Raw genomic sequence first — 23,294 nt, forward strand, 5'->3', positions numbered from 1 at the left:
CGTTAGGAAGGTTACGAACTCCTCTCGGGTTATCACGCCGTGATAACCCCTCACCCCGCTCCGGCCCTCGCCGACCTATCACGCCGTGATAACCCCGGAACCCCACAGCACACGCCCACTCCCCATGCACGCGTTTCGTACGCCGAACGTACGCGATATGTACGTTTCACCAGGTAAGGTGTCGGCCCGGAGGTGTTCCATGTCCGAGTTGTTCGACGCGGTCGACGCCCTGCTCGCGTCCCGCGCCCCGCTCCCGCCGCCGACGGAACGCAAGCGTCTGCGCAGCGCGCACGGCCTGACGATCGACGAGGTGGCGAGCGCACTCCAGGTACGCCGGGCCACGGTCAGCGCCTGGGAGTCCGGCAGGACCGAGCCGCGCCCGCCGGAGCGCGACGCGTACGCACGCCTCCTCGACGGCCTCGCGAAGCTCTACCCCGCCGATACCGACACTCCCCCCACGGAGACACCGGACCCGGACCCGGCCCCGGAAGCGGAGACGGCTCACACACGCCCGGCTCGGGAAACGCAGCCCCGACCCACCCCCGTCCTCACCAACCCTCCTCCGGCCCCCCGGAGGACACCCCCGGCCGACACCTCTGCGCCCCGCACACCCGGCACGCCCGACAGGGCGGACGCACGGTTCGCGAACGGCCCGCTCGCCGTCGTCGACGTCGACGAGACCGGCCAGGCACTGGCGTACTGCCCGGGCGGCCTCCTCCTGGAGATCCCGGCCAAGTCGCTCCCCTCACTGGTGGAGTGGACGCTGCGCGAGGGCAGGCTCGGCCAGCCCAAGCTGTCCGGGCCGGGCAAGGACGCCGACCCGCTCCTCGTTCTCACCGAGGCCGCGCTGAAGCGCTACGGCCTCCCCGTCGCCCTCACCGAGGAGGAGCGGCTCGCCGGCCGGATCCCCGAGAGCCACAAGGTCGTCAAGCAGCTGGCCCGCGCGGAGTGGAAGCTGACGAAACGCGGCTTCGGGCCGTGGGCACGGATCTACCGCCCGGCCACCGGCTCGGAACGGGCCTGCGTGCAGCTCTGCATCCCGTCCTGGCACGCCCTCGACACCCGGCACTGGGGGAGCGTGGGACAGCTCCCGCCGGCGGAGCTCGCCCGCGTCCTGGGCGTGTACGCCTCCCGCGTGATGACGCCGCGTGGCTCGACCGCGGTGACCGGCCTGGAGCTGATGACCGCCCTGCACCCGCCGACCCGCGCCTCGGAGCCCGACGCGGACGGCAAGCGGCACTCCGAGCGCAACCCCGCCTCCCTGGGCAAGGACCCGGTGGACTGCGCGCCCTGCGAGGCCCCGGACGGGCACCCCCTGCTCAGGGACCTGCCGCGCTTCCACGTGCGCGGCCCGGCGGAGAAGCTCTTCGAGGAGGCGTACGACTGGGCGCGGCCGATGACGGACGCCGAGTGCACCCTGCGCCACCTGGTCGGCATCGACGTCAACATGGCCTTCGCCGCCGGAGCCAACGGCCTGGTCGTCGGTCTCGGGGCACCCACCCGCGTCAGGAACCCCGTATTCGACCCGAAGCTGCCGGGAAGCTGGCTGGTCGACCTCTCCCACGTCGACCTGTCGCACGTGAAGGTCGCCAAGGACAAGTGGGTGGAGCTGGACGGCGACCTGCTGCCCAGCCCGTTCACGCCGAAGGGCGACCGCCCGGGGGGACCGGCCTGGTACGCGACGCCGACCGTCGCGTACGCGGTGGAGCTCGGGTACGACGTGGCTCCGCTGGAGGCGTACGTACGGTACGAGAACGGCCGGTACCTGGACGGCTGGTACAACCGGCTGCGCGACGCCTACCTCGCCACGATGGCCGACCTGGGCGTCGGCGCCGACCTGTCGCCGGAGGAGTTCCTCGCCGCGATGGACGGCCACCGCGGCCGCGATCCGGAGCTGGCCGTCGTCGCCTCGGCGATCAAGGCGACGGTCAAGGGCGGCCTGGGCAAGCTGCGCGAGCGCCCGCGCGGCGAGGGCTGGCGGCCGGGGGAGCCGTGGCGCGCCCTGTCCCGCCCGACGTGGCGGCCGGACATCCGCGCGGCCGTCATCTCCCGCACCCGGATCAACCTCCACCGGAAGATCGTCAAGCACGCGTCGTTCACCGGGCAGTACCCGATCGCGATCCTGTCCGACTGCGTCGTGTACGCGGCCGACGGCGAATCGCCGTTGGACTTCCTGCCCTACCGTCAGGGCAAGCCGCTGCCCGGCGGCTTCAAGCTCGGCATCAACCCCGGCCTGGTGAAGCACGAGGGCACCCAGACCGTCCTGTGGGGCGAGGAGGTCCGCGAGCGCTTCGACGCCCCGGACCTCAACCTCGCCCGGTACATCAAGGACGGCACCGTCACCGACGTCGACAACGGAGAGTAGGAGAAGGCCACGATGAGCCTGTTCGGGGACGGCCTGGAGAAGGCGGTGCAGAAGGCGTTCACCCGCCCCGCGCCGAAGTCGGCCGGCGCGCAGATGCGCTACCTGGTCAAGCAGCTCGGCGGCACCAAGGCGGTCGCGCAGCTGCTGCGGGTCTCCCAGCGCACCGTGGAACGGTACGTGAAGGGCCAGATCAAGAAGCCCCGCCCGGACCTCGCCGCGCGCCTGGAGCGCGAGGTGAAGAAGCGCTGGCAGCCCCAGGTCCGGGCCAGGGCCCGGCAGAAGGCGGCCACGACCGGCGGCATCGTCATCGACACCCGCGCCCGCATGGGCTACACCGCCCCGATCGGCACGACGGACGAAGACCGCATCCGCCACCTGACCGTGGCACTGCCACCCCACTACGCCGCCCGCCTCTTCGACGCCCAGGACGCCGGCGCCGGCGACCAGCGCCTCCAGGAGATCACCGCCGAAGGAATCAGAGAGGTGTACTTCCAGGACGGCGGCCGCCGCGCGGGCAGCCTGGAGGAGGTCCGCTTCACGAACGTCGAGCACCTGGAGTTCGACCTGTAGGGGCCGCGCCGGGGCCGCTCTGTGCGACGGAGGTGTGCCTGAGTACGTCAGTCGGCGAGTGAGCGCCCGAGTTGGCGACTTGAGCGGACGGTGTCGGCGGTTCGAGCGACCTGGGTGGTGCAGAAGGCGTCGAGCAGCGGCTTCATCGGCTGGTGGAAGGGTCGTTGCGGCCGGTCCCGGCGGCGATCGCTTCGCCTGCGTGGATGATTGAGCTGAGCATGGCGCTGGCGTCCTGGAGCTGTTCGATGGACCGGTTCAGGCGCTCGCGTTCGTCCTTGAGGTCCTGAGCCATCTCCTCGCAGGTCGGCGCCAGGATGGCTCCCTCTTCGGCCATGCAGGGCAGCACCTCCCGGATCAAGTCGGTATTGAGCCCGGCCGTGAGCAGGATGCGGACCCGGCGCACGGCGGCCACATCGGACTCGTCGAACTCGCGGTAGCCGCTGGCCCGCCGCTGCGGTCGCAGCAACCCCTGCTGCTCGTAGTACCGCAGGCTCCTGGTGCTGGCGCCGGTCCGCTTCGACAGCTCACCGATGAACATGTGACTCCCGCCACAGAGATTTGACTCTGACATTGACGTCAAGGTTTAGCTTACCTGCCATGGCAACGAACCGCAGCGACCAGGGACGTTCAACCATCGATCCGAAGGCCCTGGCAGGTAAGAGGGCTGTCGTCACCGGCGGCACCATCGGCATGGACCGGGCCATCGTCCAGGCCCTGACCGACCGCGGTGCCGACGTCATGTACACCGGACGCAGCGACCGGCGGCTTGCCGAGGTCCAGGCAGCGCTCGGCACCCCGCTGGCCCACCCGGTGCGCTCAGACGCCACCGACATCAACGCCATCGCCGCCCTGCGCGATCAGGTCGCCGACCGCCTCGGCGGTATCGACTACCTGTTCGTCAACCAGGGCATCGCCGAGTTCCAGACGCTCGAAGAGGTCACAGAAGAATCATGGGACCGCGTCTTCGACGTAAACGCCAAGGGCGCCTTCTTCACAGTCCAGCGACTGGCGCCGCTGATGTCCGAGGGCGGTTCGATCGTGTTCACCACCGTCTCCAACGACCGCATCTTCCCCGGTCTCAGCGCCTACTCCGGGGCGAAGGAGGCCGTCGCCGCCTTCATGAAGGTGCTCGCCGCCGAACTGCTCCCCCGCAAGATCCGCGTCAATGCGATCGCCCCCGGCTTCATCCTCACCCCCACCATGGGCGTCGCCGAACTGACCGACGAGCAACGCGCCGAGTTCGTCGAACAGGGCAACGCCTCCACGCCGATGGGCCGAGGAGGCACGGTGGAAGAGGTCGCCGCCGCGCTGTACCTCGCCGCCGAGGCCACCTTCACCACGGGCATGGAACTGCCCGTGGACGGCGGGTTCGGTCAGGGCCTCGGCGAATGACCGCCTCCGCCCGGTGGACGGAGGTCTCCTACGGCAGGTTGCGCCGGCCGCAGGAGACCAAAGTGGCGATCACGTCGCAATCGTCCCCTCGGCACGCACACCTCAGGTGGGTCGTTCGGACACGGATGGTTGAAGATCGAGATGGTGCTATCGCGGTGGAGGCAGTACTCTGACGGCGATATCTAGACGCATTGAGGCCCCTGCTCAGGCAGGGGCCTCAGTGTTTCCCGTGTTACTTCTTGCCGCTCCTGCGCCTTGTCCTTCTGGCGGCGGCGAAGTCGAGGACCGCGGGGTCCTCCACGGAGTCGGTCTCGGCGGATTCCGTCGGGGCCGTGCCCTGGGACTTCTTGCGGGCGGCGGCACGGCGGCGGCGCTCTTCCTCTGCCTCGGCGACGGCCTGGTCGTAGCGTTCTTGGTAGTCGTCGATGTCGAGCCGGTCTTCGGGGTCCATCTCGTTGATGGCCGCGAGCTGGTCGGCGACGGTGCGGTAGCCGCTGATCATGGGATTGAGGCGGTAGACGCCCTTGGCCTGCCGGAAGACGAGTCGGGCGTAACCCAGGCACTGGAATCCGCGTCCGACCAGCGACCGATGAACGTTGAGCATCTCGGCGAGCTCGTTCTCGGTGATGATGCAGCGTCCGCCGGGCTCCTGGATGCCGACGACTTTGGTCAGGACGCGGTACGCGATGCCTGGCATGGCCGGCAGATAAGCGAAGCCGTTCAGCGAGCCGTAGGTCAGCTCGGGTGGTTCGGGGCTTACAGAGGTTGCTGTGATCATCTCACTCCTCCGGCTGCTGGGTACTGGGGCTGGTCTTGGGTTCCTTGGAGGGTCGAGGAGACGGCGGTGGGAGCGTGGCGTCGGGCATTGCCATCTCCCGGAACACCTCCGGGACCTGATCGTCGAGGACCAGCTCGTTGAGCAGGCTGAGCTGTTCGATCCTGACGGTCGTCCGCTTCGCTGCGGCTCCCCGGACAGGGGTGTCGACGGTCACGTAGCCGCCGCGGAGGGTCACGGTGGGCTGGAGTTGGTGGCGGCCGCGGGAGACCGTATGGACGAGACCCATCTTCCGGGCTTTGGTCATGGCGCGGGAAACCGCTTCGTCGGACAGCTTCAGATCGGTGGCGATCCTGCGCTGGGTGCGCTTGACGATGCCGCCGACCTCTTGGCTGCCCATCAGGTAGAGCACGACGCGCAGGCCTGTGAGGTCGTTCCAGTAGTACTGGGCGAGCCACATCAGGAAGTCGAGGCTGTCCTGGGCGAAGTACTTGCCGAGGAACTGGGCGGAGACGCGTTCCTGAGTGATCTCTGCCCGGTGGCCCGGGGGGAGCTCGACGGTGTTGGCGCGTGGGCGGAGTGCGCCGACCGCGAAGGGGCTGTTGACGCTGGGGGCGCGTGGTGCTGTCCGCGGAGAACGCCGTGGATCTCCGGGAGCGGATGCGGGCATGGGTTCCTGACACTCCTGATGATCGATACCTAGACGAAGCGCACAGTATCGATTGCGCACATGCATAGCAACGACGCGACCCATGTGCGCGTTGCGCCGATGTTCTATGACTGGAGAAGCAAGGTTCTTCCGGCGTCGCAAGATTGCGCATAGAGGTCGCAATTTTCACGGGCGACCTTGCTTCCACAGGCATGTCAGTGGGGGGTGTTTTGACCCCGAGACATAAGTTTTTCCCAACCAGCAAGGCTCTGACCAGCGGAAACGTGGTCGGTCAACATCTAGAACGTCCTCTGCACCTGCCGCTCCATGAACCCGAAGCCACACGGGTACGACTCGCAGACACCAGCCCCCTTGCGTTCCCCGACGCTGGTACAGGTCCACTACCAGCAGGTTTTCCCCGGGGTCAGCGCTCTCCCACCCTCCTGAACCCGCACCACCGACAGTCAGCCACGACGATGCGTCCACGTAGGCAGGCGTGCGCCACGTATGCACGGCAACCACTTCCCGGCATCAACCACGCTGCTTCGGTCCCAGCTTGCTGGGACTCACCCGGACGAAGGTGCCACCTCCTCGTTCACGGCGCGGTGCCCCTTGGTTGAAGGGGCGTAGCACTTTGGGGAGATCACCTTGCAGCACTGTGTGCCGCCTGCTCCGGCAGTCGGCGGGCCGCGGCCCGCCCTCGGGGAGCGCAGCCGTCGACCCGTCCGTCGCGGTGTGCCGTCTCGCGGGCCGCCTCGGTCCTGCTGGCGTAGTCCCCGAGGTCCACGGACGCGAGTGGCAGGCCGAGGTCAGGGGTGAAAGCCTCCACCGAGGCCGACCAGCGGTCGGACTCCATGATCGGGAGATGCGTGGTCACCGACCGGACCGGGCGGCGAGTTCGAGGTATTGGGCGTTGTCGGTCTGCATCACAGGCTTCTCGTACCCGGGGGAGTGGTCGCGGAGGTCTCGGTGTGCCTCCTGGTCGCCCTCTTGCTCCTTGCGCGGTACGGCGAGGCCATCCGCGATTCGCCCGGGGGAGGGGATGTCGATGGAATGGGAGGCTTACGGCTGCTGGTCGTCGTCCTCATCGTTGTCCGCCGGCGGGAAGCCCATGGCTCTGGTGAGCGCCTGACGGAAGACGGGGACGAGTTCCTGGTCCATCCGGTAGGCGATGTTCTGGTGCCAGGAGGGGTTGGTGGGGTTGGACACGGGGGTGATGGGGGCCGGGGTCCCCTCCGGCCACCAGTCCTTGCGGACGCCACGATCAACGGCTCGCTTCAGGGAGTTGGACGGGCCGTTGAGCTTGCCGAGTTCGCTGCGCAACTTGTCGGCTTCGAGGTAGCCGTCGCCGTCGACGATGACCATCTGGGCCATCCGGCGCCCGCTGGCGGTCAGGGAACGGAGATAACGCTCGGCTCGGTCGACGGTCCAGCCCGGCTGGACGGTGCTGATGGACAGTTCCGCGTGATGCTGAGTGGCGAGCGCGACGAGCTTCTCGGCGAACTCTTCGCTCGCGCCCTTGATGATGATCTCCATAGGAGCCTTCCGACAGATCCTTACCTGGTTCTCCCCGGTCTCCACGCAGGATGCCCACCCGGGACCTCACTGTCTAGACCGGGAAGAAAATTGTCAGAATTCTGCATTCATCGAGTGATCTGACGGGCCGGTGCTTCTCGGCTCGGACAACCCTGGGCCGTTATCCGACGAGATCACTCCTGTCCGCGCATCACGGACAGGTACTCGGGGACGGCGGTACCTCTCTCCTCCCACACAGGATGAAAAGCGGACCTTCCGTCTAGTTCGGTAGGAAGTGGCGAACGGCCTCGGTGGGGCGGGCCGGCCGGGCAGAATGATCGTGGGTCGGAGAACGCATGGGCCTGGAGCCGACCGTTTGGTCGACAACGCCCGCGCTGAGACCTTCCCCCAGAACGCGCCCAGGGGCTCGGGCGCACAGCACATCCGTCGCCGCCCCGCATAGAGGAGCACGGCACGCCAGGGCCTCCGTCGTGGCGTGCCCGCCGTTCCGTGTCCGACGTTCTCATCTCCGCGCTGCCCGAGTTCCTCGGGAGCCTGTCCGCCGGCCTCGTCATCGCAGGTGTCACCTGGACCGTGCGACAGCTACGCGCCCGACGGTTCGAATCCGCAGGCCCGGCTGCCGGAACCGACCAGGGATCGGATGCCGGTGGCACCTCGGCGTCCTGAGCGTGAGGCGTGAACTCGCGATGGTGGAAACCGGGTACAGCACCGTTTCTTCCGCCGCTAACCGTTCCGTCATGACGACCGCACCGCGCCCGTGCTTCTCCGGCCTACGCGATCTGGATGACGTGCTTGCCGCGCACCCCGCCGGCTTCCAGGGCCCGGTGGGCATCAGCGATCTTTTCGAGGGGGTGGACGGTGTCGAGGACGGGGACGATGTCGCCGTTCTCGGCGTGCCGAGTGAGTTCGGTGAGCAGGGCGGTGTCGGGGTTGCCACTGAAGGCGCGGATGCGTCCTGTGCCGTGGACGGTCGAGGCGAGGATGCGGGCGAGGCTGGTGAAGGGCTTGCTGGTGTCGATGGTGACGGCGACCATGCGTCCGCCGGGGGCGAGGAGCCGGCGGTAGATGTGTTGCCGTGTTCCGGCGGTGTCGACGACGACGTCGAAGCGGCCCAGACGGGAGGGGTGGGTGGTCCGGTAGTCGAAGGCTTCGTCCGCGCCCAGGTCGCGGACGAAGTCGAGGTTCCCGGCGCCGGCCAGCGCGGTGACGTGGGCGCCGAGGAGTTTGCCGATCTGTACGGCGACGCTGCCCACGCCGCCGGCGGCGCCGCGCACCAGCAGACGCTCCCCTGACTTGAGCGCGGCCTTGTCGCGCAGAGCGGTCACCGCAGTCGTCCCACCTGCCAGCAGAGAGATGGCCTGCACCAGGGTGAGGTTCTCCGGGGTGGGGGCGATCTGCCGGGGACGGACGGCGACGTACTGGGCCATGCTGCCGGACTTGCGGCCCAGCAGACCCCATACCCGGTCCCCCAGCCGTACCCCGGTCACCGACGACCCGGTCTCGGCGACCTCACCGGCGAAATCGATACCGGTCACCTTCGGGAAGGTGCGGCCCGTGACCAGGCGTAGCTTCCCGGCCCGCCCGGGCAGCTCACCGCCGTTGACGCTCACGGCATGGACCCGTACCAGCACCTCATCGGGCCGGACGGACGGCACGGGCATACTGCCCACGTACAGGACCTCCGGGGGCCCGTAGCGGTCGAAGAGCGCGGCGCGCATCTCACTCATGATCTTCTCTCGTTTCGCGTGCTGAGGGGGCGAGCGGAGCGACTACGTCCGCCGGTATATTCACGCTAACCCGCTAAACGGACGCTATCCTCCACTTATATCGAAGTGAGAGAAATGCCTGCTCAGCCATCTCACAAAGCACACCAGCCGCCGTCCGGCGATGATCCCGCCGCAGAGGGCGTCGGACTGCGCGCCGATGCCCGGCATAACCGTGAACGCATCCTCGAAGCCGCCCGCGAAGCGTTCACACAACAGGGCATCGACGTCCCCCTGAGCGCTGTCGCCCGCCGCGCGGGAGTGGGCGTCGCCACCCTCTATCGGCGCTTTCCCACTCGCGCCGCGCTCGTCACCGCCGCCTTCACCGAACAGCTCACCCTGTGCGCGACCGCCCTGGACGATGCCCTGCGCCACCCCGACCCCTGGCACGGGATGCGCCTGCTCCTGGAGAAGGTGTGCACCATGCAGGCCGTCGACCGGGGCTTCGCCGGCGCGTTCCTCGCTCATTTCCCCGACACCCTCGACTACGAGCACCGCCGCGCCCGCGCCGAAGACGGCCTGAGCAAGCTCGTGCAGCGCGCCAAAAACACCGGACAACTACGCGCCGACTTCGACCCCTCCGACATCACCCTTCTGCTCCTGGCCAACGGCTCCCTGGCGGGGCAGCCGCAGGAGACCGCCCTGGCCGCCTCCCGGCGACTGCTCGCCTACTTCCTGCAGTCCATGCGATCTCACGATCACGCCGAACCTCTGCCACCCGCAGCGCCGATGGGACTCCAGCAGATCCACCCCCACGCCCTCAGGTCCTGAGACGACGCCCGAAGCTATCGCGACGCAAGCCACTTCCCTGGCCGCAGGTGGCCGGGGAAGTGGGCTCGGCGTCACGGTGCCTGCACCGCCCTACTGCTTCCGGGCCTCCTTGCCACGCGCCGGACAGAACCTAGCTGCGCCGTAGTGCAGCTGACAGCCGGGGCGTGAATGAAGGTTCGCCGGGTACGCGTGGTCACGCACGACGAAGCGTCACCGCGCCACCGAGGAAGTGGAGTCCGACCATGATGATCGCCGGAATCATAGCCATCTGCGTGGTACTCGCCGTTCTGGCGTTCTTCCTGCCCCGCCTCTCCAAGCACCCCGAGCGCGGCACCAAGAAGACCCTCGGCCTGGGCTCCCGCGCAGGCGGCAAGGCCCCTGGCCCGCTGGGCCGCCTCTTCAGCAAGCCGTTCCGCAGCAGCTCGAAGGCGGTCGGCAAGAGCGGCTCCGTCGGCCGTCGCGCCCGCAGCCACATGCCCTTCTGACCCCGCGTCCCCTTCGGCCCGGCACCCGACTCCCGTCGGCAGCCGGGCCGCGGCGCGTCTGCGGCGGGCCCGGCTTTTGGCGTCGGTGTCGTGGGTCTCCTGGATCGCGAACAGACCCGGGCCCGCGCGGCAGTGCAGGCCCGGGACCAAGGTCCGGGCCCTTCGGGGCAGTACTGAACTTGAATTCGTGATGTCGGTCCGCCGTCCGTGATCAGGCCGGTGCCGGCCAAGCAGCCGTCGACCAGGTCCGGGCGGTACTGGATCCGTTTGAGTCTGCGCTTGACGGTGCGGGTGATCTGGCCGAGGTCGGCTGCGGCGAGATCGCCGGTGTCGCGCTTGACCAGCGACCAGATACCCTCTTGCGGGTTCAAGTCCGGCGTGTGGCTCGGAAGCTGGAAGACGGTGAGCCAGTCGGCGTGGGCGGTGATGAACTCCCGCAGTGGCTCGACCAGGTGCATACGCAGGTTGTCCCACACGAGCACGATCGGGCCACCGAGCTGGATGTGCGCTCCGACCAGAAGGTCGCGCAGATCGCGCCGGCCGATGCCCTTCGGCTCGCCCTTGCGGCCCCGGTACTCGCGGACCGAGTAGAACGTCCTGGACCGCTTCCCCGGCTTGTAGCAGGTCAGCCCGGCCATGGACACCCGGCCCGAGCCCCGGCCCCGGGCCCTGACCACCGGGTGCAGCCCTCGCGTCCCCAACTTCTCGCGCGCGGCGGTGTCATCGACTGTCCAGCCTCGCGATCCGTGTGTCGCCGAGCTTCGGCCGCCCCGGCGATCCTTCCGACAGGACCCCCGCTTCGCCGCGCTCGCGCCACCGGCGGCGCCACCGCTCCACCGACCGCTCGCTGACCCGCAACGCGGCAGCGATCTCCCTGTTCTTCTGCCCGGCCCCGAAGCGTTCCACGGCCCGCAGCCGGACCCGCTCCCTCGCGGCCCTCCCGGCGTCGGTCAACCCGCCGCCCCGCGCGTGTCTCACGGTTCAGGGCTACCGGAGCGGACCGGCCGCCGTCAGGCGAACAACTCCGACATCACCCAATCAAGTTCAGTAGCGTGGTGCACGCGCCAGTTACATTCGAGGGAATGCACAGAAGCGTGTGAAGTGGCAATTGCCAGCGCCCGGACAGGGGTCACCGGGCGCAGGACTGGGGGCGCCGGCCACCGGACAGGGGCGCCTCTCGCGCCTCTGGCCGCGCGTCGCACCCCGTCGGCCTCAGCGGCATCAGGCCAAGGGTGGAAGACAGTTTGTCTTCGGGTTCGCGCCGTCCCGGTCGGCGGCCGGGAACAGGGGTGGCGTGGGCAGCCCCTCCGGCGTGTGTCACGATCTCCCCCAACCTGTGGGGGGTGTTGCTGAATGGCGCAGGACATTGCGCTGCGGCCGGTGGTGGATCCGGCCCTCGAGGACGCGGAGCGCGCGCTGCTGGAGAGGTCCGCCGACGGACTCTTCCCAGCCACGCTGCCGCTGCCCGAGGAGCCGGGGCTGGGCGGCCGTACCAAGGCGGACATCTGGACGGCCCTGGGGGTCTCCGCGGTGTGCGCGCTACTGCCGGTGACGATCATGTGGGCGCTGATCGGTGTGTGGCCCGGCCTGGCCGTCGGGCTCGCGGCGCAGGCGGGGCTGATCTGGGTCGGGGTCCAGTTCGGGTTCGAGGCGTTCATTCTGACCGCCGTGGGCGTGCACCTGCTGGCCTGGCTGCTGATCGTCGTCCTCGGCTGCGGGACCGACGAGCGGCAGCGGGTGGCCCGGCTGCGCCACGGCCGCTACTACCTGGCCGAGGACTTCGGCGACGACTCCCTACGCGAGCTGCTGGGCCACTCGCCGCTGCGCCGGATGGAGCGCGCCCAGGCCGCCGTGACGGCGGTACTCCAGTCGCAGGTCGACCGGGAGGGGCTGCTGGACGACATCGCCAACGACGTGACGCTGCCGGTCCAGCAGTACGAGATCGCCCAGCGCCTGGCCGAGCTCACCCGGCTGGCGCGGAAGGTGCGCACCGCTGCCGGGGACGCCTCCGGTTCGCGGGTGGAGGAGGTGCTGCGGACTCAGCGGCGGGCGCTGCGGCTATCGTCGAGCGCGCTGGAGGAGCGGGTGGAGGCGCTGGAGCGGTACGCCGAGAACACCCGCGCGGCGGACGCGGCGTACCGCGAGTGGGAGGCCGTACGAGAGCTGGAGCAACTCGGCGAGGACATGCACGAGCTGGTGGTGAACACGGTGCGGGACGAGTTGGCCGTCGCCGAGATCGAGGGGCTCGCCGACCGGTCCCGGTTCCAGGACCTGCACCGGATGCTGGACGAGGCACGGGAGGCGGGTCTGCTGGCCATGCGGTTCGCCGACGAGCCGGCCGACCGCCGGTCCGGCGACAGCGGCCGGGCGTGAGGGGGAGGACGACATGACGCAGACATCCCGGGCGAAACCCGAGTTCCACTCCGGCCGCGGCAAGAAGACCTTCGACCGGATCCCGGGCGGGTTCTACCTGGTCGGCGCCCTGGTGATCCTCTTCGAGGCGGTCACGCTCGGCGTGGTGGGCCTGGCCCTGGCCTTCGACGACCCGAGCGACGACAAGGCATCCCCGGACAAGGAATCCCGGCGGGTCGAGGTCACCTACATCGCGACGGGCGACCACCCCTCGGTGAACCTCACCGTCGGGGAGGCGAACGGCAACCACGAGCCCCACGGGGTCGTCATCCTGCCGTACCGCAAGACCGTCGAGCTGGCGGCGGGCGCCGACTTCTATCTGGACGTCAGAAGCCGCGAGGACCAGGAAGGGGGCACTCTCACGTGCACCGTGCTGGTCGGCGGCAAGGTGGTCCAGCAGGCGCACAGCACACCGGACTCCTCGTCCGCCACCTGCGCGGGCAGCACCGCGGACGCCCCGCAGCGGGGCATCCCCGTGCCCACTCTCACCCCCGGCGCCTCCCCGCTGCCCGAGGAGCGGCGGCTCACCGGCACCGTCGAGGTGCCGGACTACCCGGGCGAGGGCTCACCGGTCATCGGCACCGTCACGGACTCCTCCCTGGAGTACGCGGAGCTGGGCGGCACGTGGGACCGGAGCAAGACGCTGGATCCGGTCTTCGACGGCTTCACCCGCAAGCAGGAGGGGCGCCAGCGCGCACTCGTGAAGTCCACACAGGTCGACGAGGACATCATGGCCGCGGCCGGCGGCACCGGGGAGCTGCGGGGCGTGGCGGGCGCGGTGATGGACGAGCGGCGGCGCTACGAGTACCCCCGCGACCAGGCGGTCCTGGTCGACGTCGCCTCGCAGCCGCTGAAGGTCGACGGACATGACGCCTGGCTGCTGGTCAGCGAGATCCACTTCCACAGACGCGGGGTGCCGTCCACGATGGACCTGAACGCGGTCCTCGTGGTCGACACCGGGCGGGTCCGCCCCTCGGTGCTGTGGGTCGTACTGCCGGAGACGAACAAGAAGCTCTGGCCGGACCTGAACACTCTGGTCGCATCCGTCCGGCTCCGCTGACCTGCGCCGATACAGGACGGGCCCGGCCATGCGACGCGTCCCGGGCCCGTCATGTAGAGCGCGACGCCGGCCGGGCACGGCATCGAGTCGGCGGCGACCAGGTCGACGAGCGTGCCCGACGCACGGGTGCGATGCCAGACGATCGTGCAGTAGCGCGAGCGGAGCCACTTCTCCACGTGCTCGTACGCGGTGGCGGTGGCCGGCCATCCGCGAGGCAGTCCCCGCCCAATGCGACCGTCAGGGCCACGTCCAGCAGGATCTTGTCCGGACCGTGCACCACCCGAGCCTTCCGCCACGGCGTGAGCGCTGCTGATATCGCGGTGTCCAGGCCGACCTTGCGGACGGTGGCTTCGTAGGTGGCAACGGAGAACGTTTGTCGTGGAGTTTCGGCAGCAGAAGGTGATCAACTGGCTGCGAAATGTTGCTGAGGATCAGTAACACCCACCTCGGCGCCGTGTGTGTCAGCAGGCTCAGGAATGATGCTTCCGTTCGAGGCCGGTGGGAGGGGCTGTGGTGGAAGACGATCTGGGCGAGCTGATTTATCTGGCCGATCCGCCGGGGACGAGCGGTCACGTTGTCTCGCTGCGGGTGCTGGCGCGGCCGGCCCCAGGCGGGGATGTCCTGGACTGTGAGTTCGTTGTGGAGACCGAGACAGTCAAGGGCAGCTTCCCTGTCTATGTGACGTCCGATGACCTCGATGAAGTTTCCCCGCAATTTCGGACACTCGTTCGTTACGCAGCGAGGGCGTGCTGTTGCCGCTGTCGGGTCTCGGCTGGGGTGAGGTAGCCGAAGACCTTGTGCCTGCGCAGCCGGCGGCGGTTGTAGAAGGTCTCGATGAAGTCGAAGACCTCGGCACGGGCGGTGGCCCGGTCGGGCCAGACGCGAGTGCCGATCTCTTCTTTGAGCAGGGCCCAGAAGCTTTCCGCGGCGGCGTTGTCGAAGCAGGATCCGGTGCGTCCGCAGCTCCGACGGAGGCCCAACTCGGCTATTTCACAACGAAATTGACTGCTGGTGTATTCGCTACCGCGGTCCGAATGCACTATGCAGCCGGGCCTGAGGCGGCCGCGGCCAGCAGCCATCTTCAACGCGTCGACGACGAGGGTGGCGCGGTGGTGGTCGGCCATCGAGTAGCCGACGACCTCGCGTGTGGCCAGGTCCAGCCAGCAGGCGAGGTGGAGCCGGCCCTCGCCGGTGGGCAGGGTGGTGATGTCGCCGACCAGCTTCGTGCCGGGGATCTCGGCGTGGAAGTCGCGGCCGATTATGTCCGGTGCCGGCTTCGCCTTCCTGTCAGGCCGGGTCAGCGATCGCCTCTTGCGACGGTGGGCGCCCTGGATGCCGTGCTCGCGCATCAGACGGGCGATGCGCTTGCGGTTCACGCACCGTCCCAGCCGCCGCAGTTCGGCGTGGATGCGCGGGACACCGTAGGTCTGGCGGGAGGCGACGTGGATGACGGCGATCTCGTGCACCAGGGCCTCGTCGGCTGCCAGGCGGGAGGCCCGGGACTTCGCCGCGGCGAGCCAGGCGTAGAAAGAGGAGCGGGCCACCTTCAGCAGCCTGCAGAGGAAAGCGACGCCGTGGGTGGTCTTCTCCGCCTCGATGAACGCGTACGTGTCGTTCACCGATCGCTCTCCTTCGCGAAGAAGACCGCGGCTTTTCGCAGTACCTCGATGGTCTTGGCCTGCTCGGCGGCGAGCTTGCGCAGCCGCTTGAGCTCCTCCCTCTCGGCGATGGTGAGCTCACCGGGCCGTCCCTCGCCCCGGTCCCTCTCGGCCTGGCGGTACCAGCCGCGCAAAGACTCTGAGCTGATCCCTAGGTCCCGGGCGACGGCGGTGACCGTCTTACCCGTGGAGTCGACGAGCGCGATCGCGTCCCGCTTGAACTCCTCGGTGTACCGCTTCGTGTACTTGCTTCCCACCTGGTGCTACTTCCTCTGGAACCTCAGGTCCCAGTCTCCAGGTGTCCACGATCAAGGGGAAGCTTCACCATCTGGTTGCGCACGAGTACGGGCACGCCCTGCTAGGGCGGATGCGGGCCGAAGCCGGAACCCGGCCTCCCAAGACGACTCGCCCGAAGACGCCCGAAGAGTGCGCGGCAATCTGGGCGTACAAGGCGGCTGACGAGTTCCGGTGCGATCTGATCGCCAACGCCTTCCTGCGGCAGTGGGTCACCATTACGGTCGACGGTGGAGAGACCCGGCCGGCTACTCTCGCTGATCTTGTCGGCGAGGGCTACCGTGAGGCTTTCGCGGGCCTTCTCGATCAGGTGGACCCTGGATGGTCTGACCTGGTGCTGGCGTATCAGACCCATCAGGTCGACTTGGACGAGATGTACGAGAGGTTGCTTTGGGGTACGTGCGCGGTCCTCATGCTGATTGCGCACGCTGACGCCACGGAGGAAACGAGCGGGAACGCACCACTCCTGGAGGGATTCTCGGACCACACGGCCGTCCGCAACATGCTGGGCCCGGTCTGGGAGCCGATTCGGAAGGTGCTCGACTCGACCCCGACATTGCCCCTCCTGGAAGAATTCGCGGCCGTGGACAAGGCCATCCAGTGCTGCGGCAAACACATGGTCGACATGTGGCAGTCCTTGGGAGTCAGCGGCTGTCTGACGGATGATGACCAGCTCTACATTTCCGTGAGCTGAGGGGCACGTCCCGTCCAGGGACAAAGGTGAGCGCCTGGTCTCCGCTCGGCTCGCCGCGTCTCTTTTGTGCCGCGCTGGAGGTGCCCGGCGGGGTCGCGCCCGTGAAGCCAACGCCTCCCCGCCGGGCACCCCGATCAGCACAGGAAGGCCACCGCTGTGGGCAGCACGGTCCTCGAGGACCAGGACGTCAAGTACGAGTACGAGGTGGAGCTCCGCTTCCGTCCGGGCGGGCCGGCCGTCCTCGGCGTCTGGGCCAAGGCGGAGACGGCCGACGCGAAGTTCACGGAGTGGCTCGGGTCCCACGGCCGGGACGAAGCCGTTCTCACCCTGACCGCCACCGCCGGCGGCGAGGCGCGCCTGGTGAAGAGCTGGACCGCCGAGGGTGGCCTACAGGTAGCCGGGGCTTCCTGACCCGCGTACGGGCCGGACCGCTCGGAGTTCAGCTCTTCGCGGTGCTCTTGGACGGCGTGGGGTCGGTTAGGCCGACGGCGTCGTCGACGACCGCCCGGGGGGCCTCGGTGGGCGGCTTGCCCTTCTCGATCCGGTCGACCACCGGCGCGATGGCGTCGTACATGCGCCGGGAGAGCGGCTCGATGGAGGAGTTCGCGGCCGGTCCGCCGCTGATGTCCCGCTCCAGGGTCTTGAGGTAGTCCACGAGCTGCGCGCCGGTGAGGGTGATCTCGACCAGGCCGCGCTGCCCGGCCTCGCCGTCGGCCCTGCGGGGCTTGGCGTCCTCGTGCGAGTCGGTGACAGAGGTCGAACCCAGCTTGGTGCGGTCCCACAGGTCCTTCGTGCAGGTGATCTTGAAGGAGGCGACGCCGGCGGCCTTGTTCAGCCGCTCCTCGTGCCCGGCGGGCGGTTCGTCCGCGCAGCCGGCCGCAAGGCCCAGGACGGCGGCGAGGACGGCTGCGGCCGCCGTGCGGCGCAGGGTATTTCGGTAGGGGTGTCGTGTGGTCACCGGCTGATCATCGAGACCCCGGCCGGGGACCGGCGGCGGTTCGGGCGCGGGATCACCGGAAGGGGTGAGCGGACCCGGCGGGGTTGTCCTTCGCCGGGCCGGGAGCGGGTGGTTCAGGCGGTCTGGGTGGTGAGGTAGCGGGCGGCGGTGTCCACGAACTCGTCGTGGGCGACCACGGCCTCCTGCCGGGCGGCCGCGAGCGCCTCGGTGCTGTCGAGCGCTTCGCGGATCGCGTAGGTCAGCGTGATCATGCGGTCGGCCGCCTCCCGTACGGCCGGGTCGGTGATCAGCACGCGCATCGTCACCAGCGGGCGGGCGACCGCGGCCCGGGTCGCCTGGCTCTCGGCGCGCAGCGCCTGGACCAGGCCGTCGTCCTCGCCTTTGAGGATGGCCTCGCCGCGCTTCCACAGGGTCCGGCGGTGGTCGCTGACGGCCACGGCCAGCGCGGTGACGGCCTCCAGGCGGTCGCGCCGGACCGTTTCGCCGTGGCCGATGCGTACGGCCCGTTCGGCGGCCCGCTCCTGGAACCGGCCGGAGACGATCGCGCCGAGGAGCGTGCCGAGGATGGCCAGGGCGGCGGTGACGAGGGTGACCAACACCGGGGTTCCTTCCGTGCGGTTGAGGGCGGGGCGTCGTGGGCGGGCGGTCTGGGCAGATCTCCCGCATGAACCGTGCCAGCACCGTCCCCCGCCCCGTCTTCCTGCCCTCGGGGTTCTTCTGGAACACCGAGGCCCGTATGGTCGGCGAGGCCTTGCGTACCGTGGCGGCCGCCGCCATGCGCACCCTGGACGACACCCGCTACCTGGTGCCGGCCCTGACCTGGCAGGTGGCCGCCGACCAGATCGCGGACTGCGTCACCACCGACCACCGCGCCGACCACGTCCGGGTCCTGCTCCTGCCCGCCCACGCCCTGGAGGCGGTCTGGGCCTGCCGCGGCGCGCTGGTCCGGGCCACCGGGCACGACGACGACGCCGAGCGCCTGGCCGACCTGCTCGACGGCTACCTTCAGCCGGTCCACCACACCGACCTGCCCGGCCTGATCGAATCTGTGGACCGGGTCCTCGCGGTCCTCGCCCTGGACCTGCCCGCCGCCCGTACCCTGGCCACCCGTGTCGCGCTGAATGGCGGGATCGGCGAGGAAGACCAGGCCGTGTTCGGCGAGGTTCTGGCGGCGTGGCGAAGGGCCGGAGCCGCCGGCTGATACACCGACGGTCTCCGGCCCTTGCGGCGCCGGGTGGTCAGAGCCGCTGCTGGATCAGGTAGAAGCCGAGGCCGACCACCCCGGTACCGGTGGCGTAGGCGGCGCCGCGCAGGGCGCTGGAGGCCAGGGCGGTACGGCGGCGGGCGATCCACTGCCGGATGCGGCGGATTCGCGCGGTCCGGCCCGCGGGGCGGGCAGGGCGGTTAGGGTTCACGGTAGGTGCTCCGTTCTTCGGGGTGCTGGTGATGGTCCGGCGGGGGCTGGACGGCCTCGGAACCTTTGGCCCCGCGCCGGACCTGCTTGTTTTTCAGGGACGGACGGCGAGTTCGCGGATCTCCTGGATGCGGTCGTTCAGGCGGGCGCCGGGGCGGCAGACCAGGCCGTCGTCGGCGTGGTGGTCGGCCAGCCGGTCGAGGTCGGCCTCCAGGCCGCCGGTGAGGACGGCCCGGCTGACGTTGTTGCGGGCGGAGTAGCCGGTGAAGCGCTCCAGGGCCGTGAGGAACTCCTCCGGGTCGAGGTCGCGGTCCTGCTCGGGGTCCGGGTGGACCAGGGCGGTGACCTGTCGCTTCCAGAACCGGGCCTCGCGGTCGTCGCCGAGGGCGAGGTGGTCGAGGTAGAGGCAGTAGGCCGCTCCGCTGTTGCCGGCGCCGGCGGCGAACCGCCACCAGAAGCGGGCGGACTCGGGGTGGTGGGCGAGGTAGAGCATGCAGGCGAAGACCTGGGCGCCCTCGATGTCGACGCCCTTGGTCCAGCCGTCGAACCGCGCGACGTCGCCGTCGACGTCGTCGGCCAGGAGCTCGGTCAGCTCCTCGATGTGGCTGGCCGCCCCGGCCTGGGTGACCGCGACCCGGGCCATCGCCCCGAGCCGGCTGCGGGCGCTGGGCCGGCCGGGCGTGCGGGCGGGGGCGGGCTGCAGGTGACGGGTGTCCTGGGCGATGCGGCGCAGTCCGGCGCCGACGTCGAAGGGCCGTCGGGGTTCGCAGACGGCCGTGTCGGCGTCGGCGAAGAGCTTCTCCCAGTCGCTCACCGGGTGTCCTCCTTCTTGATCGGCCGCGTGGCGCGGCGGTGGATGGGAGCAAGGCGTTCCTGGGCCTTGCGGATGTGGTACGTGACGGTGCTGGGCGTGAGGCCCATGTACCAGGCGATGTCCGCGGTGTCGTAGCCGCCCATGAAGCGCAGGACGACCGCGTCGAACTGGCGCGGGGGCAGCTTGCCGAGGGCGGGGTACAGGCCGATGCCGCTGTCGCGGGAGATGAGCTCCTCGCGCAGGTTGCTGCCGAGCAGCTCGTCGATGATCGCCCGGCGCAGGATCTGCCAGGTCTGCGCCTGGAGGTCGGGCTCACAGAGCAGGTCGTCCCAGCGCTCGCGGATCTCCACGTAGGCGCGGTGGACGGCTTCCTCCGCCCGCGCGTTCGTCCGGAGAATTTTCAGGGCGAAGCGGTGGAAGGCGTCCTGGTTGGTGAGGTAGTGGCCTTCGAAATCCAGCGGGAACCGGATCGGGGCCTCGGCCACGGGGACGTGGCCGTCCTCCTCACGAACGTCGTCGGTCATGGATCCTCTTCGTTGAGGGCTGTCAGGGTGACCGGCACCTCGGGTGCCGTCGGGGATCACTCAAGCGGCCCAATCGGCCGAACGCGCATGCGCAGCCGAACGAATATCACGCCTTGAAACTAGTTGAGTGCGGAAGGTAGTTGGATCGGGGCGCTGACCTGCACTCTTGAGCGACTCTTCGTGTCTGATCATGCGCCCTGCGTGACTCTTGTCACAACTGTGGCCAGGGGTGCGCTCGATTTCCCACCACCATCGAGTGACCCCCAACTCCCCTGCGGCAGGACCGAAACGAGGTCGGTATCCCGTACCCTCGCCGCAGCGCCCGGCGTTGGGCAGGACGTGGAACACGACACCGCCGAGCCGGTCACCGGCACCTACCCCGACGAACCCCGCCTCGCCCTGCTCACCACCGCCGAGGCCCGCGAGGCGATCGAGCTGCTCCAGCTCCTGGAGCAGCTTGACCCCGGCGGGCGCGGCCCGGCGGCCGGGCAGCTCGCCGCCGACCTCGCCCGCCGCCTGCCCACCCCGTAGCCGAGCCCGCCCCGGCTACGGTCTCGGCGGGGTGTCGGCGGGTCAGCTCGGTTTGAGCGCGAGGCCTTCGCGGGAGAGGACGACCTCGCCGGTCGCGGCCCCGCCGGGCACGGTCGCGGTCAGGTGGCGGCGCTGCACGGACTCCTGGACGTACGCCTCGGGATCGGCCTCGTCGTCCAGGAGGTGTGCGAGCGCCAGGAGCAGGGCGCGCCCCTCGACCTCGGCCTCGGTGGCCAGGGCGAGGTCCTGGCGCCCGGGCCAGGGACTGTCCTGCCGGACGCGCAGGCGCCGGCCCTGACGCCGGACGTCCTCGACGGCCAGGCGGCGGCGCAGGATCTCGTTGACGATCCCGTCCGTACGAGCCGCCCGCCACGGAGTCAGTGATTCAATCCCTACCGACCGCCCTTCGTGCACCAGAGCCCCTGAAGCCGTCGTCTATGTAGCGAGTGGAGAGGTGGATTGGGGTGCTGCTCAGCTAGTGCGTGAAGGCCGCTCAGGACCGATCTTGGCCCTGAGCGGCCTTCGTGTACGGAGTCGGCAGGTGGAGTGGCTTGGCGACTCCGGTGACTCGGAGCGGCCAGGGTCAGGGCGGTCGCGGCGTAGCTGCCCGATATCTCTCGCGTTTCCAGTGCCGTTTCTGCGGATCGCTGTCAGTGCGGGCTGTCGCTGGCATGACGGCGGCGATAGACGCGTGCGGCCAGCAGGCCGATGACGATTCCTGGAATGATCAGAAGGAGGACGTTCAGTTGCTGGCCGTCCTCATGCGGAGTCATCACCAGAATTCCAAATAGAGCAGCGGTGCTGAGGGCTGTTACTGACGCAAAAAGAGCCAGTTCGGTCCACCAGTTCTTCGGGCTGTATGCCATAGATTCCATGATGGACTAGGGGGCGGCGATCGTGGGCGTCCAAGCTGTGCCGCTTCGCCGGATGCGCGCCGTTGTGCCACTGCCCGACCGGATAGATCCGGTCGGCGAGGACAGCCTCGCCTGGCTTACGCCGACGAAGCTGTCACCCGACGGAGGACTTCAGTCTGTCCACATGAACCGCTCGTAAGCGGCTAGCTCTTCCATTACGCCCTCCTCCCGTTCGGGGGTTCGGGCGATCGAACTGCCGCATTTCTCCAACATCACGAGTGAGGCCAGCAAGAGCCCGCGCAGAAGGCCATGCAAAACCTGGTTGTTGGTGGAGCAGTACCTGTCGTAGAGCGCCTGGGTGAATTTCTGGAAAATGACTGGGTCTACGGTGCTCCCGCCGAGTTGTTCATTTTCTGTCAAACCCGTTGGAATTCCATTCAATGTCCCAAATTCTCGGGCAAGAGCCACGTAGGTCTGCCCTACCCTGAGTGCTGGGCCCCAGAGGTTTCTCGACCTGTCGATAGTTTCGAATGGGTAGCCCATTTCAGTACCACTTGGTCTGGATGTTCACGTTTGGGTATCTCTCTCTGAGCTTCCGGAAACGGGCTTCGACCGCCTCAATGAAGCGCGGGTCCTGGTTCGATCGAGTGAAACGGAAACCGATCGTGGCATCTGCATAGTACTCAGGGAGATGCTTTCGGGCCTTCAGGTACTTTTCGAACTTGCCCTCGATGTGATCATTGAGCCATTTCTCATCGCCCCAGTAGCCGAGAACATGCTTGTCCTCCCAGAGTATATTTCCCTCAAGGATCTTCAGAGTGGTCACCGATCGGGTGACGGCCGTCCACGGATAGCAGGCGAGGCCTTCGGGCAGTGGTTCGAGATGTCTGACGTCTCAACCGCCGCGACCGGAGGCCTCGTTGGTCCCCTATCCTGCCGCACTCGATCTGCCGCACGCGCTCGTGGAGTGGGTGACGATGCTGATCGTCACCTGTGAGGGTGACCGCCGGTGCAAGCTGCCGCCCTCGCAACGCGCCATCATCACCCTGATCTATCTGCGCGAACACACGACCTACGCGAAGCTCGCCGCGGGCTTTCGGATCAGCGAGGGCACCGCTCACGCCTATGTACAGAGTGTGATCAGACTTCTCGCCTCGAGGGCACCGTCTCTGACGCAGGCCCTGCGCCGGGTACGTCCCGAGTATGTCCTGGTGGACGGCACCATCGCCGAGTGCGACCGAGTCGGCGACCGTGAACGGGACTACTCCGGCAAGGCCCGACGGCACGGAGTGAACATCCAGGCTGTCACCGGACCTGCCGGCGAACTGATCTGGTACTCGCCGGCACTACCCGGCCGCACGGTCGACATCACCGCCGCCCGCACCCACCACATCATCACCGTCTGTGAACGACTGCGGATTCCCGTCCTCGCCGACAAGGCCTACGTCGGAGCCGGCGGAACGTTCCAGATTCCGTTCAAACGCCACCTCGGACGCCCCCTCACCACCAGACAGGCAGCCGTCAACCGCGCACACGCACGACTCCGCTTCCCCGTCGAGCGGGCCTTCGCCCGGCTCAAGGCCTGGCGGATCTTCCGCAAAGCACGGATCAGCCCCAACCGACTCACGTCAATCACCAAGGCCGTCCTCACCCTCGAGAGGCGACGCTGAAGATCCTTACTGAGCCTCTTTCATCCTGAATAGTTGCAGGTCAGGAGCGTGTGGACGGCTTGGACGATGGTGCCGATGCGTCGGGTGGAGCATCGGGCTCGGCGG

At 68.8% G+C, this 23,294-nt stretch carries 30 protein-coding genes and 3 pseudogenes; 13 read left to right on the forward strand and 20 right to left on the reverse strand.

Annotated features, from left to right (window positions below):
• The first annotated feature begins 199 nt into the window (after nucleotides 1–199).
• Together tap and tpg are read left to right on the forward strand one after the other, a co-directional pair.
• Entirely contained in the window at nucleotides 200–2,365 is a 2,166-nt protein-coding gene (tap, locus tag ACWGSR_RS32160; RefSeq protein WP_453571863.1) for a telomere-associated protein Tap, read from the forward strand.
• A gap of 12 nt (nucleotides 2,366–2,377) precedes the next feature.
• A complete protein-coding gene (gene tpg / locus ACWGSR_RS32165; RefSeq protein ID WP_453571866.1) occupies nucleotides 2,378–2,935 on the forward strand; it encodes a telomere-protecting terminal protein Tpg in 558 nt (185 codons plus the stop codon).
• A 142-nt stretch (nucleotides 2,936–3,077) separates the two neighbouring features.
• Here the strand turns inward: tpg and ACWGSR_RS32170 are convergent, their stop codons facing one another.
• Nucleotides 3,078–3,473, reverse strand: coding sequence for a MerR family transcriptional regulator (locus tag ACWGSR_RS32170; protein ID WP_453571869.1), 396 nt, complete (start codon nucleotides 3,471–3,473; stop codon nucleotides 3,078–3,080).
• Nucleotides 3,474–3,532: 59 nt separating this feature from the next.
• Here ACWGSR_RS32170 and ACWGSR_RS32175 point away from each other — a divergent pair, with 59 nt between their 5' ends.
• The gene (locus tag ACWGSR_RS32175; RefSeq protein WP_453571872.1) at nucleotides 3,533–4,327 is read left to right on the forward strand and encodes an SDR family NAD(P)-dependent oxidoreductase; all 795 of its coding nucleotides are present in this window, start codon (nucleotides 3,533–3,535) and stop codon (nucleotides 4,325–4,327) included.
• A gap of 232 nt (nucleotides 4,328–4,559) precedes the next feature.
• On the opposite strand, the gene ACWGSR_RS32180 is transcribed toward ACWGSR_RS32175, so the two are convergent.
• The 5 genes from ACWGSR_RS32180 to ACWGSR_RS32200 all read right to left on the reverse strand — a co-directional run bounded on the left by ACWGSR_RS32180 (nucleotide 4,560) and on the right by ACWGSR_RS32200 (nucleotide 9,014).
• Nucleotides 4,560–5,105 carry a hypothetical protein gene (locus ACWGSR_RS32180; protein WP_376242331.1) on the reverse strand — a complete coding sequence of 182 codons (546 nt, stop codon included), beginning with the start codon at nucleotides 5,103–5,105 and terminating at the stop codon, nucleotides 4,560–4,562.
• A 1-nt stretch (nucleotide 5,106) separates the two neighbouring features.
• The gene (locus tag ACWGSR_RS32185) at nucleotides 5,107–5,772 is read right to left on the reverse strand and encodes a hypothetical protein (protein ID WP_453571875.1); all 666 of its coding nucleotides are present in this window, start codon (nucleotides 5,770–5,772) and stop codon (nucleotides 5,107–5,109) included.
• A gap of 622 nt (nucleotides 5,773–6,394) precedes the next feature.
• Nucleotides 6,395–6,628, reverse strand: a complete 234-nt coding sequence (locus ACWGSR_RS32190; protein ID WP_453571878.1) for a hypothetical protein — start codon at nucleotides 6,626–6,628, stop codon at nucleotides 6,395–6,397.
• Between the two features lie 185 nt (nucleotides 6,629–6,813).
• The gene (locus tag ACWGSR_RS32195; protein WP_453571881.1) at nucleotides 6,814–7,287 is read right to left on the reverse strand and encodes a hypothetical protein; all 474 of its coding nucleotides are present in this window, start codon (nucleotides 7,285–7,287) and stop codon (nucleotides 6,814–6,816) included.
• A 770-nt stretch (nucleotides 7,288–8,057) separates the two neighbouring features.
• Complete coding sequence (locus ACWGSR_RS32200) at nucleotides 8,058–9,014, reverse strand: NAD(P)-dependent alcohol dehydrogenase (RefSeq protein WP_453571884.1); 957 nt, start codon at nucleotides 9,012–9,014, stop codon at nucleotides 8,058–8,060.
• A 114-nt stretch (nucleotides 9,015–9,128) separates the two neighbouring features.
• On the opposite strand from ACWGSR_RS32200, the gene ACWGSR_RS32205 reads away from it, so the two are divergent.
• Complete coding sequence (locus tag ACWGSR_RS32205; protein WP_453571887.1) at nucleotides 9,129–9,821, forward strand: TetR/AcrR family transcriptional regulator; 693 nt, start codon at nucleotides 9,129–9,131, stop codon at nucleotides 9,819–9,821.
• 242 nt (nucleotides 9,822–10,063) lie between these two features.
• Nucleotides 10,064–10,306: a DUF6411 family protein gene (locus ACWGSR_RS32210; protein ID WP_453571890.1), complete on the forward strand. Its 243-nt coding sequence runs from the start codon at nucleotides 10,064–10,066 to the stop codon at nucleotides 10,304–10,306.
• 203 nt (nucleotides 10,307–10,509) lie between these two features.
• Here the strand turns inward: ACWGSR_RS32210 and ACWGSR_RS32215 are convergent.
• A pseudogene (locus tag ACWGSR_RS32215) lies at nucleotides 10,510–11,284 on the reverse strand (transposase); the annotation flags it as partial.
• Nucleotides 11,285–11,659: 375 nt separating this feature from the next.
• Here ACWGSR_RS32215 and ACWGSR_RS32220 point away from each other — a divergent pair.
• Entirely contained in the window at nucleotides 11,660–12,679 is a 1,020-nt protein-coding gene (locus tag ACWGSR_RS32220; protein WP_453571893.1) for a hypothetical protein, read from the forward strand.
• Between the two features lie 13 nt (nucleotides 12,680–12,692).
• Nucleotides 12,693–13,778: a hypothetical protein gene (locus ACWGSR_RS32225; RefSeq protein ID WP_453571896.1), complete on the forward strand. Its 1,086-nt coding sequence runs from the start codon at nucleotides 12,693–12,695 to the stop codon at nucleotides 13,776–13,778.
• 205 nt (nucleotides 13,779–13,983) lie between these two features.
• Here the strand turns inward: ACWGSR_RS32225 and ACWGSR_RS32230 are convergent.
• Nucleotides 13,984–14,124, reverse strand: a pseudogene (locus ACWGSR_RS32230) (IS1380 family transposase); the annotation flags it as partial.
• A 167-nt stretch (nucleotides 14,125–14,291) separates the two neighbouring features.
• Between ACWGSR_RS32230 and ACWGSR_RS32235 the strand changes: the two are divergent.
• Nucleotides 14,292–14,564 (forward strand): DUF5959 family protein, encoded by a 273-nt coding sequence (locus ACWGSR_RS32235; protein WP_453571899.1) that lies wholly within the window; start codon nucleotides 14,292–14,294, stop codon nucleotides 14,562–14,564.
• Here the strand turns inward: ACWGSR_RS32235 and ACWGSR_RS32240 are convergent.
• Both ACWGSR_RS32240 and ACWGSR_RS32245 read right to left on the reverse strand, forming a co-directional pair.
• The gene (locus ACWGSR_RS32240) at nucleotides 14,510–15,397 is read right to left on the reverse strand and encodes an IS3 family transposase (RefSeq protein ID WP_453571902.1); all 888 of its coding nucleotides are present in this window, start codon (nucleotides 15,395–15,397) and stop codon (nucleotides 14,510–14,512) included. The genes ACWGSR_RS32235 and ACWGSR_RS32240 overlap by 55 nt on opposite strands.
• Complete coding sequence (locus ACWGSR_RS32245; protein WP_453571905.1) at nucleotides 15,394–15,693, reverse strand: transposase; 300 nt, start codon at nucleotides 15,691–15,693, stop codon at nucleotides 15,394–15,396. The genes ACWGSR_RS32240 and ACWGSR_RS32245 overlap by 4 nt, the downstream gene beginning before the upstream one ends.
• A 41-nt stretch (nucleotides 15,694–15,734) precedes the next feature.
• On the opposite strand from ACWGSR_RS32245, the gene ACWGSR_RS32250 reads away from it, so the two are divergent.
• Together ACWGSR_RS32250 and ACWGSR_RS32255 are read left to right on the forward strand one after the other, a co-directional pair.
• Nucleotides 15,735–16,424: a hypothetical protein gene (locus tag ACWGSR_RS32250; protein ID WP_453571907.1), complete on the forward strand. Its 690-nt coding sequence runs from the start codon at nucleotides 15,735–15,737 to the stop codon at nucleotides 16,422–16,424.
• Nucleotides 16,425–16,580: 156 nt separating this feature from the next.
• On the forward strand, nucleotides 16,581–16,835 hold the full coding sequence (locus ACWGSR_RS32255) for a hypothetical protein (protein WP_453571910.1): 255 nt from the start codon (nucleotides 16,581–16,583) through the stop codon (nucleotides 16,833–16,835).
• Between the two features lie 28 nt (nucleotides 16,836–16,863).
• Here the strand turns inward: ACWGSR_RS32255 and ACWGSR_RS32260 are convergent, their stop codons facing one another.
• Nucleotides 16,864–17,382, reverse strand: coding sequence for a hypothetical protein (locus ACWGSR_RS32260; RefSeq protein ID WP_453571913.1), 519 nt, complete (start codon nucleotides 17,380–17,382; stop codon nucleotides 16,864–16,866).
• Nucleotides 17,383–17,495: 113 nt separating this feature from the next.
• Entirely contained in the window at nucleotides 17,496–17,981 is a 486-nt protein-coding gene (locus tag ACWGSR_RS32265) for a hypothetical protein (protein WP_453571916.1), read from the reverse strand.
• 65 nt (nucleotides 17,982–18,046) lie between these two features.
• Here ACWGSR_RS32265 and ACWGSR_RS32270 point away from each other — a divergent pair, with 65 nt between their 5' ends.
• Nucleotides 18,047–18,583: a hypothetical protein gene (locus ACWGSR_RS32270; protein ID WP_453571919.1), complete on the forward strand. Its 537-nt coding sequence runs from the start codon at nucleotides 18,047–18,049 to the stop codon at nucleotides 18,581–18,583.
• Between the two features lie 37 nt (nucleotides 18,584–18,620).
• Here ACWGSR_RS32270 and ACWGSR_RS32275 read toward each other — a convergent pair whose 3' ends face one another.
• The 3 genes from ACWGSR_RS32275 to ACWGSR_RS32285 form a co-directional block, all read right to left on the reverse strand.
• The gene (locus ACWGSR_RS32275) at nucleotides 18,621–18,797 is read right to left on the reverse strand and encodes a hypothetical protein (protein ID WP_453571922.1); all 177 of its coding nucleotides are present in this window, start codon (nucleotides 18,795–18,797) and stop codon (nucleotides 18,621–18,623) included.
• Between the two features lie 93 nt (nucleotides 18,798–18,890).
• A complete protein-coding gene (locus tag ACWGSR_RS32280) occupies nucleotides 18,891–19,610 on the reverse strand; it encodes a hypothetical protein (RefSeq protein WP_453571925.1) in 720 nt (239 codons plus the stop codon).
• Nucleotides 19,607–20,134, reverse strand: a complete 528-nt coding sequence (locus tag ACWGSR_RS32285) for an RNA polymerase sigma factor (RefSeq protein ID WP_453571928.1) — start codon at nucleotides 20,132–20,134, stop codon at nucleotides 19,607–19,609. Before ACWGSR_RS32285 ends, ACWGSR_RS32280 begins: the two co-directional genes overlap by 4 nt.
• Before the next feature lie 339 nt (nucleotides 20,135–20,473).
• Between ACWGSR_RS32285 and ACWGSR_RS32290 the strand changes: the two genes are divergently transcribed.
• On the forward strand, nucleotides 20,474–20,665 hold the full coding sequence (locus tag ACWGSR_RS32290) for a hypothetical protein (protein WP_453571931.1): 192 nt from the start codon (nucleotides 20,474–20,476) through the stop codon (nucleotides 20,663–20,665).
• 42 nt (nucleotides 20,666–20,707) lie between these two features.
• Here ACWGSR_RS32290 and ACWGSR_RS32295 read toward each other — a convergent pair whose 3' ends face one another.
• From ACWGSR_RS32295 to ACWGSR_RS32310, 4 genes are all read right to left on the reverse strand, one after another.
• On the reverse strand, nucleotides 20,708–21,079 hold the full coding sequence (locus ACWGSR_RS32295; protein ID WP_453571934.1) for a hypothetical protein: 372 nt from the start codon (nucleotides 21,077–21,079) through the stop codon (nucleotides 20,708–20,710).
• A 236-nt stretch (nucleotides 21,080–21,315) separates the two neighbouring features.
• Entirely contained in the window at nucleotides 21,316–21,531 is a 216-nt protein-coding gene (locus ACWGSR_RS32300; RefSeq protein ID WP_453571937.1) for a hypothetical protein, read from the reverse strand.
• 159 nt (nucleotides 21,532–21,690) lie between these two features.
• Entirely contained in the window at nucleotides 21,691–22,062 is a 372-nt protein-coding gene (locus tag ACWGSR_RS32305) for a DUF6086 family protein (RefSeq protein ID WP_453571940.1), read from the reverse strand.
• Between the two features lies 1 nt (nucleotide 22,063).
• Nucleotides 22,064–22,345: a hypothetical protein gene (locus tag ACWGSR_RS32310; protein ID WP_453571943.1), complete on the reverse strand. Its 282-nt coding sequence runs from the start codon at nucleotides 22,343–22,345 to the stop codon at nucleotides 22,064–22,066.
• Between the two features lie 94 nt (nucleotides 22,346–22,439).
• Here ACWGSR_RS32310 and ACWGSR_RS32315 point away from each other — a divergent pair, with 94 nt between their 5' ends.
• Complete coding sequence (locus ACWGSR_RS32315) at nucleotides 22,440–23,189, forward strand: transposase family protein (protein WP_453571946.1); 750 nt, start codon at nucleotides 22,440–22,442, stop codon at nucleotides 23,187–23,189.
• A gap of 20 nt (nucleotides 23,190–23,209) precedes the next feature.
• On the opposite strand, the pseudogene ACWGSR_RS32320 reads toward ACWGSR_RS32315, so the two are convergent.
• Nucleotides 23,210–23,294 (reverse strand): annotated as a pseudogene (locus tag ACWGSR_RS32320) (IS5/IS1182 family transposase); the annotation flags it as partial.

The sequence above is a fragment of the Streptomyces sp. NPDC055632 genome, assembly GCF_053618675.1.